The organism is Wolbachia endosymbiont of Onchocerca volvulus str. Cameroon (genome assembly GCF_000530755.1).
GTDB lineage: Bacteria > Pseudomonadota > Alphaproteobacteria > Rickettsiales > Anaplasmataceae > Wolbachia.
The window spans coordinates 884,005-896,316 of the sequence record NZ_HG810405.1; the positions used below are offsets into that span (position 1 = coordinate 884,005).

8 protein-coding genes and 2 pseudogenes are annotated in these 12,312 nt (G+C 32.6%); 5 read left to right on the top strand and 5 right to left on the bottom strand.

Features of this window, described 5'->3' with window-relative positions; all coding sequences use genetic code 11:
• Window positions 1-580: 580 nt before the first annotated feature.
• Both topA and WOVOC_RS04965 read left to right on the top strand, forming a co-directional pair.
• Entirely contained in the window at window positions 581-3,031 is a 2,451-nt protein-coding gene (topA, locus tag WOVOC_RS03770) for a type I DNA topoisomerase (RefSeq protein WP_025264359.1), read from the top strand.
• A 735-nt stretch (window positions 3,032-3,766) separates the two neighbouring features.
• Window positions 3,767-3,841 (top strand): annotated as a pseudogene (locus tag WOVOC_RS04965) (hypothetical protein); the annotation flags it as partial.
• Window positions 3,842-4,135: 294 nt separating this feature from the next.
• On the opposite strand, the gene trhO reads toward WOVOC_RS04965, so the two are convergent.
• Window positions 4,136-4,948 carry an oxygen-dependent tRNA uridine(34) hydroxylase TrhO gene (gene trhO / locus WOVOC_RS03775; protein ID WP_025264360.1) on the bottom strand — a complete coding sequence of 271 codons (813 nt, stop codon included), beginning with the start codon at window positions 4,946-4,948 and terminating at the stop codon, window positions 4,136-4,138.
• A gap of 121 nt (window positions 4,949-5,069) precedes the next feature.
• On the opposite strand from trhO, the gene WOVOC_RS03780 reads away from it, so the two are divergent.
• Window positions 5,070-6,668, top strand: a complete 1,599-nt coding sequence (locus WOVOC_RS03780) for an ABC transporter permease (protein ID WP_025264361.1) — start codon at window positions 5,070-5,072, stop codon at window positions 6,666-6,668.
• 26 nt (window positions 6,669-6,694) lie between these two features.
• Here WOVOC_RS03780 and apaG read toward each other — a convergent pair whose 3' ends face one another.
• The gene (gene apaG / locus WOVOC_RS03785; protein ID WP_014868860.1) at window positions 6,695-7,099 is read right to left on the bottom strand and encodes a Co2+/Mg2+ efflux protein ApaG; all 405 of its coding nucleotides are present in this window, start codon (window positions 7,097-7,099) and stop codon (window positions 6,695-6,697) included.
• 96 nt (window positions 7,100-7,195) lie between these two features.
• Here apaG and WOVOC_RS03790 point away from each other — a divergent pair, with 96 nt between their 5' ends.
• The gene (locus WOVOC_RS03790) at window positions 7,196-8,257 is read left to right on the top strand and encodes a 5-(carboxyamino)imidazole ribonucleotide synthase (RefSeq protein WP_014868861.1); all 1,062 of its coding nucleotides are present in this window, start codon (window positions 7,196-7,198) and stop codon (window positions 8,255-8,257) included.
• 1 nt (window position 8,258) lies between these two features.
• On the opposite strand, the gene WOVOC_RS03795 is transcribed toward WOVOC_RS03790, so the two are convergent.
• Window positions 8,259-9,287, bottom strand: a complete 1,029-nt coding sequence (locus tag WOVOC_RS03795; RefSeq protein WP_025264362.1) for an aspartate-semialdehyde dehydrogenase — start codon at window positions 9,285-9,287, stop codon at window positions 8,259-8,261.
• 140 nt (window positions 9,288-9,427) lie between these two features.
• Between WOVOC_RS03795 and WOVOC_RS03800 the strand changes: the two genes are divergently transcribed.
• A complete protein-coding gene (locus WOVOC_RS03800) occupies window positions 9,428-9,802 on the top strand; it encodes a hypothetical protein (protein ID WP_044104107.1) in 375 nt (124 codons plus the stop codon).
• Here the strand turns inward: WOVOC_RS03800 and WOVOC_RS04325 are convergent.
• Window positions 9,781-10,749: pseudogene (locus WOVOC_RS04325) on the bottom strand (APC family permease); the annotation flags it as partial. The gene WOVOC_RS03800 and the pseudogene WOVOC_RS04325 sit on opposite strands and share 22 nt — an antisense overlap.
• A 153-nt stretch (window positions 10,750-10,902) precedes the next feature.
• Window positions 10,903-12,177, bottom strand: a complete 1,275-nt coding sequence (locus WOVOC_RS03810) for an APC family permease (RefSeq protein ID WP_025264363.1) — start codon at window positions 12,175-12,177, stop codon at window positions 10,903-10,905.
• Between the last annotated feature and the right edge of the window lie 135 nt (window positions 12,178-12,312).

Consider the following 12,312-nt stretch of genomic DNA (forward strand, 5'->3'; position numbering starts at 1 on the left):
GTTAAGTATTGGAATTCACAATTTTATCATACAGGATATAGGTGACAAAAAGACACTCGGATGCTGAATATTTGTTCTAAAAAATGTAAAGATATCAATTAAGTCAAAGTGATTTAAAGAAAAAAGAGAGTAGAATATCCATTAAAGCATTAAAACAGTAATAGCTACAACTGTAAAATTATTGAGCTTACTAACTGAAGTGATAAGGAAGAAAAACGACTTAAGTTCCTCAAGGACGGTGGCTAACAAAGGATCTGTTCACAAAACACAAAAAGTAGCAAATTTTCTATCATAGCTGCTTCTATGTTAACAGTAGTTAGCACTATTTCAGAAAAATAGCCATTCTAGTTTACCTAGAAATATTAGTCTCTGGAACAGCAAGTTGAAATTAGTTATCTGGCTGACGCCGCAAGCAATATTGTTGTAGTAAGACTTCGAAAGTACTTGAAAACAGCAATGTTCAAGATTTTGATAACAGTCAATAATTCATTGTATACAATTCACAATAACAATTAAAATATTTTTTTACTTTTCACCGTATATTCCTCAACATATTATCTTTAAGTACTAATATAATAATATGGCATTATTAATAGTTGAGTCGCCTGCAAAGGCAAAAACGATAGGTAAGTATTTGGGCAAAGAGTTCAAAGTAGCTGCATCTTTTGGACATATAAGAGACCTTCCAGTGAAGAACGGTTCTGTTGATCCAGATAATGATTTTGCTATAAAGTATGAGATTATCAAAAAAGCAGAAAAGTATGTAAAAGAGTTAGTTAAGGAAGCGAGTAAGACATTGGATATATACCTTGCAACAGATCCAGATAGAGAAGGAGAAGCAATAGCCTGGAATGTAGTAGAAGCATTAAAAGAAAGAAAAGCAATCAATAACAAAAGCAACATTCATAGAGTAGTTCTTAACGAAATAACAAAAATGGCGGTGCAAGAGGCTATCAAGAATCCACGCAAAATAAATATGGACTTAGTGCGTGCACAGCAAGCACGTAGAGCTTTGGATTATCTAGTTGGATTTAGCTTATCACCACTTCTATGGACGAAATTATCGGGAAGCAAATCTGCGGGAAGAGTGCAATCTGTTGCACTTAAGCTTATATGCGAACGAGAAGATGAAATTAACAAATTTATACCACAAGAATACTGGAGCATAAAGGCAGAAATGCAAAATAGCAAAGACAAAACATTTTTTACTATGCTGAGCTACTATGACAATAAAAGGCTAGAAAAATTTGATATTAAGAATCAAGAAGAAGCAAAAAACTTAGTAAGAGATATTGAATCAAAACAATACGCTATAAGAACAGTAGAGCACAAGCAAGTTAAGAGAAGTCCTCTGCCTCCATTTATTACTTCAAGTCTTCAGCAAGATGCAGTAAATAAGCTGCATTTTAATGTGAAAAATGTTATGCGCATAGCACAAAACTTGTATGAAGGTATCGATATTGGCGGTGAGACTATAGGACTGATAACTTATATGCGTACAGATGGATTCTACATTGCGGATGAGGCTATAATCTCAATTAGAGAGTTGATTAAATCATTGTATGGCAACAAATATTTACCAAAGTCTCCCCGCCAATATGTAAAAAAGGTCAAAAACGCTCAGGAAGCACATGAAGCAATTCGCCCAACCGACATAAATAGAACGCCGGATAGCATTAAGAGCTATTTAACACCAGAACAATTTAAATTATATGATTTGATTTGGAAAAGAACCATTATAAGTCAGATGAAATCAGTGATCATCGATCAGGTGGCAGTTGAGATTAGCTCTACTGATAAGAAAATAATTTTACGAGCTAGTGGATCAAACATATTTTTTGATGGTTTCTATAAAGTTTATAATGATAATATAGATATTGAGGATGAAGGCCTTCTAGCTACCATGAAAGAAGGTGAGACATGCAAGTTGATTTCTGTTGACCTAAAACAACATTTTACTCAACCGCCACTACGTTACAGTGAAGCAAGTATCGTAAAAAAAATGGAGGAAATCGGCATAGGACGTCCATCAACTTATGCGATAATTATTTCTGTACTGCAGGACCGTAAGTACGTTGCAATGAATAACAAAAGATTTATTCCAAGCAGCCGCGGTAAAATCGTTACCATATTTTTAGAAACTTTCTTTCAGCATTGCATAGAATATAATTTTACAGCACAAATGGAAGAAAAGCTTGATTTAATCTCGAATGGACGTGCAGATTGGAAAAAAGAACTAAGCTATTTCTGGATACCATTTTTTAACCTTGTAAATTCTGTTAAACAAATGACACATGATGAAATTTTCGATGGCATTCACGACCTGGTAGTTGATTGGTTTTGTTCTGAAGAAGAAAAGGAAGAAATAGATAAAAAATGTTCTAATTGTTCTGATGGCTCATTGAAATTGAACTTTGGAAAAGCTGGAGTGTTTCTTGGATGTTCTAACTACCCTATATGTAATCATACAAAAAAAATTACTGGTAGCAATGACAATTTAGAATACCCAAAAAGTTTAGGCATAGATAATGTGACAGGGCAAGAAGTGGTAATTAAAAAAGGTCCTTTCGGATTTTATTTAGAATTCAATAATGAGTCAGAAAAGAAAAAAACGAGGTCTATACCAAAAGACATAAATATTAATGATGTTGATCTAATCACCGCAACACAGTTACTTTCCTTGCCAAAAGTAATTGGGGAACACCCAAACACTGGAAAAGAAGTAAAAATGGGCCTTGGACGATTCGGGTACTATATCTTCCATGATGGTAAATACTTCTCTCTTAAAAAGAACTTAAAAGAAGTATTGGAAACGCAGTTGAATGAAGCTGTACAAATTATAGCAAACAGCCCACAAAAAGAGCTAAAATCTCTCGGGCTTAATGAAAATGGAAAAGAAGTTCTCATTCACAATGGTAGGTACGGATTTTATATAAAGAGTGGTAAAACAAAAGTCGCTTTAGGCAAGAATGCAGATATTGAAGGCATAGACCTGAAGAAGGCCTTAGATTTGATTAAGAATAAAAAGTAAATATTTAAAGAGTATACGTTCACAGTTCTTCATAAAAAGAATTAAAATATCAAATTTTTAATTAAAAATAATTATCAATTATTAATATATATAAAAGTTAAATTACGTTAAATGGTATCAGAAGCTATGACTTATAAAACCTTAAAGGAGTATCCTGATAATAAAAATAGACCAGTAAATTACGAGCATTTAATAGGTTAACATACTGAAAAGGCAATTGAAAGAAACAATAATTACCTTGAGGAAAGAAACATTTTTTTCCTCGATAGGGAAAAAATAATAAACTTAATATTAAAACCTACTAAAAATATAATGCATGGCGGTAATTCAACATCAAAGAATATCTATGGATACCATGCAATTTCACAATGGATATAAAAAAAGGAAAACAACGCAATATGTCCATATACTAGAAAATCGATAAAAAAGTTTTATCCGCTTAGAAAAAAGCAAGCCTAAATAATACAACCTAAATTATAGGAGTATCCAATAAAGATTGAGGTAGATTATTAGACAATAATAAAAAAGAATTGATGAAGCAAAAAACTTTCTCAAATCTATTTGAGCAATTGAGAATAATTATTCTAATCATGCCCAATACCTAAAACCTAAATAATAGCGCTAATGTTAATAGCAAACAGAGGGGTCTACACCATTGTAAGATACTACCTTTGGCAGAAATGTACTATCTCTTCACAGAGATATCCATATGAATATTAAATAGGGTGAGAAAAAACTGCGTTGCATTATGCTGCTTTTTCCAATAAGCCTAATATAGTAAAACTTCTTTTCAAAGCAGTAGCTAAATAATATAAAAGATAATAATAGAACAAAAATTGCTTTCTCTGCTAAGAATAAGGAAATAATTAGCGCGGCCTGCCAGCTAGATATACCTTTCTATGTTAGAATCAGCTTTTAGCACTTTTTTCAAGCTCTTTACGTAAAGTGATTTAACGTGCAACTGAGGTTCTGATATACTCCAATAATGTACCGGTAATGGTGTAGATGAAAATTATCCTACCCTTTGAAATACATTTAACCCCAATTTTGGGTTTACCAAAGAAGATACAGAAAACAGAAATACCTCATCACAGAAACTTTCTTCTAATCATGAAGTTCACAATCAGAACAAATCACCTGACCACGTGAGACTGATTTTAGCCCACTCGTTAAAACTCGATTTAAGCAGAACATACATTTTATTTTGTCACTTGGAATAAGTGAGCTATTAACAGCAATTCTATCATCAAAAACAAAACATTCACCTTCCCAATTATCATTCTTATTATGGGTCTTTTCAAGATAAGAAAGAATACCACCCTTAAGATGGTACACATTGTTAAACCCAAGTTCTTTCATATATGCCGTAGATTTTTCACATCTAACTCCACCTGTACAATACATAGCTATTTTCAGATCTTTGTTCTTAAAGAAAGACTTTGCCCACTGAGGAAACTCACGAAAATATTGAGTATCTGGGTCAATTGCATCTTTAAACTTACCTAATTTTACTTCATACTTATTTCGTGTGTCTATCACTAAGACATCAGGTTGAGAGATAAAATCATCCCAATGCTCTGGATCAATATACTTACCTCTAAGAGAAATATCAAGATTACCTATACCGAAGTTTATAATTTCTCTTTTTAACCTTACTTTCATCTTATTAAACGGTTGAAATTCTGCTGTACTTTCTTTCCACATAAGGTTTTTTAACCTGTAATCAGAACGTAGAAAATCAAACATTTTATCAATTACATTTCTTTCACCAGATATAGTTGCGTTGATACCCTCTTCTGCAAGAAGAATAGTACCCTTTAATTTAAGGTCGCTGCATACAGCTTTTATTGTATCTTTCATGTCATAATAATTAGAAAGTTCTACAAAGTGATAAAAAGTTGCAACAACAAAACTCATAACTATTAATCCACAAATTTAAAGCATAATATATAAAGTTACAAAAGCATTCAATAGATCTTCTCTGGATATCTTTAGTTTTTGTATATAACATTTTAATATTAAGCGTGAATTGAATTTAATGCCTTTAAGAATATTTAAAAATATATTCTTATTTCTAGTAAGCATACTATTTATTTGTCCTATATTATCATTAATATCAATCCTACTTACAGAATCAGCAAATTCCGTGTGGGTCATCAGTACACTTTTCCCTGAATACATACTAAATACATTAATTTTAATAATAGGAGTTGGAAGTGTATCTTTTATATTTGGAGTAGTGCCGGCCTGGCTAACTACTTTTTTTTCATTTCCCGGAAGTAGACTTTTTGAAGTTGCTTTATTTTTTCCAACATCAATTCCTGGATATATAGTATCGTTTGTTTACGTCAATACGCTGGAGTTTTCAGGTCCAATACAAAGTTTGTTAAGAGAAATTTTTCACTGGAACAAAGGCGATTATTGGTTTCCCGAAATTAAATCTTTAGGTGGTGGAATATTGGTGATGGGATTCAGTTTGTATCCATACGTTTACATACTAGTCCGCTCAAATCTAAAAAATGTTAGCAACTCAGTTACTATTGCATCAACACTTGGAGTTTCCTCATTACAGAGCCTATTTTCCATCATAATACCCTCTATAAGCCCATCAATTATAGGTGGACTATTTTTAGTATTAATGGAAGTGATTACAGACTTTGGTACACCACAGTTTCTTGCAATTGACACTTTCACCACAGGAGTATATCGCACTTGGTTTTTATTACATGATAAATATTCAGCAACTATTTTAGCAATTGCAGAATTGACCTTCATTATAGTACTAACAACTATTAAAAAAATCCTACAAAAAAGGAGAATATCCTATTCTACAATCAATACTAATGCAGACTACCACAATAAGCGAAGTATAAGCGGTACCTTACCATTGATTTTTGCCTACATCATATGTGTACTGCCAATATTAATAGGCTTCATTTTTCCAATTATTCCACTCATATATTGGAGTATAGAAAATAGATTTCTCATATATGAGTCAAAATTCTATAACATAATAGCAAACAGTTTTAGTTTATCATTTATTACTGCACTAATCTCAATTAACATCGCAATAATGATCGGGTATACGGCACGAAAAAATAGGGTAATTAATAGTATCGCATGTCTCATTTCTTTAGGTTATGCAATTCCAAACGCAATTATTGCGATTAGTATAATAATATTTTTAAGCAAAATATCTTCTTTTGCTACTCAATATATTAAGGAAATTAGTTTAGTAGGAACCATTGGCGCTTTAATTTACTCATATTTATTTCGTTTTTTTGCTATATCTTTTAGAGCAATTGAGTCAGGACTCAAAAAAACGCCAAACGAAATTGAGTGGACCGCACACGCTATGGGTCATGGACCTATCTCCACATGTTTAAATATTCATATTCCTCTCATCAAAAAAAGTATAATATCAGGATTTTTACTCGTATTCATGGATACTATTAAAGAACTCACAGCAACACTCATTATAAGACCATTTAACTTTGAGACTATATCAACTAGAATATTTGAGCTTGTAAGCGATGAACGTTACAGAGAAGCTGCCCCATTTTCTTTGATGATAGTTATAATAGGTTTAATCTCTATAATAATTTTGTTTAAGCTTGATGATGAAAACAAAAAATAAAACTTTTTGCAGAAATTAATAGCCACTTAATGTGGTCTAGTATTTATATATGGGCTATCCAAAGAAAAAGGTGGTATAATAACCTCAAAAGTTTTTGTGCTTTCTTCATTTAGAAACTCATACTTACCCTGCATTATTCCAGATGGTGCATTTAGATACGTTCCGCTTGTGTACTTAAATACTTCTCCAGGTTTAATCACAGGCTGCTCTCCAATAACACCAACACCTGCAATTTCATTCACCTTTCCTTTATAATCTATTATTTGCCAATGGCGGCTTAGCAATTGAATAGCTGATGATCCTTTATTTTTTATCTTAACATTATACATCCACACATAGCAGTTTTCATAAGGGATCGATTGTTCCTCAATATAAACTGGTAGAACTGTCACTTCAACAGAATTAGTAGTAAGCGTATATTCTAGAGTCATTATTGCAATAGAGAAAACAATACTTTAGTTGTACACTATTCTCATGGATTCTTCAAGCATATTGTCGTATTCTAATTAGCAGTATAATATGAACAGATGCTTAGCAAAAGGATGATAGGAATAATAGGTAGTGGACAGCTAGGTAAAATGATTGCTATCGCTGCAACAAAGCTTGGACAAAAAATACATATTTTTGCCAATGCTAAGGATGATCCAGCCTGCTTTGTTGCTAATAACTTAACGGTAGCAAGCTTATCCAACAAAAAGGCGCTTGAATCTTTTGCACGTAATGTAGATTTAGTTACTATTGAATCTGAAAATATTCCATGTGATGCAGTTGATATTATATCTCAATATGTAAAGTTTTATCCTAGTAAAAAAGCACTATATATTTCACAAAACAGACTTAGAGAAAAAGACTTTATTAGAGATTTAGGTATAAAAACTGCTGATTATAAAAGCATACAAAATTATGATGAGATGTTAGAAAGCAGAAGCACTTTTGCCTATCCAATAAGGATAAAAACGACAGAAATGGGTTATGATGGAAAAGGACAATTTGTAATCAAAAACGACTCTGAAGTAAAGCAATTTGCTTCTTTTGATTGGAAGAAACAATATATTTTTGAAGCAAGTATTGACTTAATAAAAGAGGTTTCAATAGTCATTGCGAGAGATAGAAAAGGTAAAATGGCTCTTTTCCCTATAGCAGAGAATCATCATGTTAATGGGATACTCGATACTTCAATTGTACCAGCTAAAATAGACAACAAGTTAACTCAAGAGGTACAACAAGTCGCAAGAAAAATAGCACATGCACTTGATATAATAGGAATTCTAGCTATTGAATTTTTCATTACCAAAAATAATGAGCTGCTAGTTAACGAACTTGCTCCAAGGCCTCATAATTCTTGCCACTGGAGCTTAGATGCATGTAACATTAGTCAGTTTGAGCAGCTAGTCAGAGTGATATGCGGATTGCCTATGCAAGAAATAGTATTGCGCTTTCCTTGCATGACAAAAAACATAATAGGTAATAATATATACTATTCTAATAGGTATTTGAGCGATAAAAAAGCTAGTTTAACCATATACGGGAAAAAAGAGGTTAGAGATAAGCGTAAAATGGGACATGTTAATATAGATTTAAGTTATTAATTTATAAGTATTCCTTAGTTAAAATCTCTAGAATCTGCACTATATTTAGTGCTGCACCTTTGCGCAAGTTGTCAGCTACTATCCACATATTTAATCCATGTCTGACAGTGTTGTCTTGCCTAATACGTGATATGTATACTGCATCTTCCTGTACTACATCAATTTGAGTTGTATATTCGCCATCTTCACGCCTATCGTGCACTAAAATTCCATTATTCTCAGCCTTACTGAGTATTTCACGAGCTTGCTCCTCAGTTATGTGTTGATTAAACTCAACATGTGCTGCTATAGCATGACCAATAAAAACAGGCACCCTGACGCAAGTTGCAGTTACTTTTATATCTTCACCTAAAATTTTTTTTGTCTCCTCTTGCATTTTCCATTCCTCTTTTGTAGAACCATTTTTCATAAACTCTCCTATTTGAGGAATGCAATTAAATGCTATCTGCTTAGGAAATATCTCGGGTTTTTTAGTTTCGTTCATGAATATTTTTTTTGTCTGATTATAAAGTTCATCCATTGCTGCCTTACCTGCACCAGAAGTTGATTGATAAGTTGAAGCAACAATCCTTTTTATTTTTGCTTTTTGGTGTAATAGATGTAATACTAACAGCATCTGTATTACAGTACAATTTGGATTAGATATTATGTTGTGATTTTTATATTCTGCGATTTTTTCCTTATTAACCTCCGGAATGATCAGTGGTATACCTTCCTTCATTCTAAAGTGAGAGCCGTTATCTATTACAATGCACCCTGCCTTTGTTGCAACTGGTACGTACTTTTCAGAAACATAATATCCAGCACAAAAAATAGCTACATTAACCCCAACAAAGTCATAGCCTTCAAGGCATGAAACAGTCAATTCTTCATCACAAAAACTTACCTTTTTTCCTTCTGATTTTTTAGACGCAAATGCAATAACAAAATCTATTGAAAATTTTTTTTTGTCCTGAAACTCAGCTAGTATACTTAGTACCTCACGTCCTACTCTTCCGGTTGCTCCAACAACAGCAATCTTATGTTTCATACAGATAAACCTCTAACTTTAAATGCATATTACATTCTTACTAATAAAGTTTACAATTATTTTAATATCTTTACCTTGAAACTAACTATAACTTAGTTATTATTACACAATATTAATAATATTACACAATAAAACGAGAGATGAATAAAGGATATAATGAAACTAAGGTAAAATCTATATCAGCTATACCTCAAAAAACTAAAAAAATTAATGAATCAAGAATCCAAAACGCTCTTTTGCAAAAAAAATATAAGACAAATTTTAACGATAGAAAGTATGCTATAAAAATTATTAAAACACAGCTTGCAAAAATAGAACAACAACCTTCAAAACCAAGAGGCTTCTCAAAATCAATACCAGTAATAAGAAAGTTTTTAGCAAAAATTTCTACACCTAAAAGAAAAATATACAAACTAAGATTACAAACAGATCACTTCAGTAAAGCAAAAAATGAGACTCACATAAATAATAAATACATAGAAGAAGTAGGCAGAGCAAAGCTGCATGTAAGGTAAACAAGTAAAAACGAAACTACAGAAAAATCAATAATTGATGTAATTTGCTTAGCAAAATCGTTGCTTGAAGTAAGAATTAGCAAAATTGCAGTTCCAACTGAGCTAATTATTACTGCCAAAAAAGGAGAACCATGCTTATTCTTTTTAGCAAAAAATTGTGGCATAAGTTTATCTTCTGCAAGACCAAAAGCAACTTGTCCACTGGATAAAACCCATGCGTTTAAACTGCCGACACAGAAAATAAATGCAATTATAGAAATAATCAAATGCCAATTACCAGAAAACATAATTTTTATTGCATCAGCATACGGCACTTTTGAATTTGCTAAATCATTGCCATTAATTAATCCCATAATTGTAAAACAATTAATAAAATATATAATAGCAACACAGATTGTACCAAGTACTACAGCTTTTGGTATGGTTTTAGCTGGATTATCTACTGATCCTGCAGGTGCTGTTGCCAATTCAACTCCAATAAAACACCATAAAGTCAGAAGTGTAGAACGTGCAAGAATTTGTGATATCGTAAGATTTGAGATTTTTTCACTTATTATAAAGTTGTTTCTATCGAAAAAAAATAACGCTGCCACAGGTATTGCAAGCAACACAGAAACTTTTATAACTGTAATCAGAAGCTCAACACATCCAGCAGTAGTTATTTCCCTTAAATTCACTAACGTAATAATCGCGAGCAATAGCAACTCTAAAAGCAAACGTATATTTTGAATATCCTTATAAAAAAGTGGTGCAAGATAACCGACACCTACAATCACTAGAGCTATTGTACTAACCCAGGAGATTAACCAATAAGTCCAACCAACAAAAAAGGCTACTGTGGGACCAAAAGCATGTTTTGCATAAACGTGAGGACCTCCAGTCTCTGGAAACTTTGTACATAGTGTAGCAAATACTAAAGCGAGAGACACAGCACCAGCTCCTGATATTAGTCAACTTATGAGGCTATAAATACCGTATGGTGCAATGCTAATCGGAAGCATAAAAACTCCAGAGCCAATCTGGCTACTAATAACTAAAACAAAAACAGTTAAGAAACCTATTTTATTTGACACAATGCTCCTTGATTCCATTAAAAATGGTCACCTTATAGACTTGCGGTACCAAAATAAATAAATAAGTGTGCCACTTAAGGGGAATAAATTTGACATTAACAATGTACTGATAGGAATTTCATATATTATCCAACAACAAAAAAGTATAGTCACGCCTCCAATCAGTAACTTGTAATATATTTTCTCTTGCATAGCAATCTTAAGAAAGGCAAAACTAGATACCAAGTAGATAAATAAGAACGAAACCATAGAGATACCAATCATTGAAGTTACTTGCTCAGCAAAATTTTTGTTTGATGTTAGAACAAGCAAAACTAGCACTCCTAAAGTACTAAGTATTATTCCATAAAAAGGAGCATTGTACTTATTTCTTTTAGCAAAGAGCTTTGGCATTAACTTATCTTTTGCAAGACCTAAGGTAACTTGTCCATCAGTCAAGAACGAAGTATTTAAGTTACTTACAGAAACAATAAAAGCAACAACAGAAGCTATTACATGCCAATTACCTGGAAACATAATTTTTACTGCATCAACATATGGTGCCCTTGAATCAGCTAGTTCACTACCACTTATTAGTCCCATAATTGCAAAATTATTAATAAAATATATAATAGCAACACAGATTGTACCAAGTACTATGGCTCTTGGTATTGTCTTAGCTGGATTATCAACAGATCCTGCAGATGCTGTTACTGATTCAAGTCCAATGAAACACCAGAGAGCAAGAAGTGTAGAATGAGCAAGAATCTGCGATGTTGTAAAATTTGATACCTCCTCACTTATTATAAAGTTATTTCTATCAAAAAAAAACAACGCTACCACAGGTATTACAAGCAGCACAACAATTTTAATGACGGTTAATAAAAGTTCAACACGCCCAACAGTATTTACCCCTCTCAAGTTTATTAGCATAATAGCTAAAACTAATGCCATCTCTAAAAGCAAACGTATATTTTGTATATTATCATGAAAAAGAGGAGCTAGATAACCGACACTTGCAATTGTTACAGCTGTTGAACTAATCCATGAGCTTGTCCAATACGTCCAACCAACAAAAAAAGCCACTGTAGAACCAAAGGCATGTTTTACATAAACATGAGGACCACCAGTTCTTGGAAATTTTGCACAGAGCAAAGCAAAAACCAAAGCAAGAGATATAGCGCCAAATCCCGATATTATCGAGCTTATAGGACTATACATGCCATATGGAGCTAGGCTAATTGGAAGCATGAAAATTCCCGAGCCAATTTGACTACTGACAACTAAGGCAAAGACAGCCAAAAAACCCATTTTATCTGACACAATGTTTTCTGATTTTAGTAAATAGATTAACAATTTCTGCCGTCCGCGCAAGTCATTCTGTTGCTCAGTAGCTGGCTCATGTTTATGCTTTTCTATTAAATAATCAAACTCAGTAAAAAATTTATTTGCAAGCAG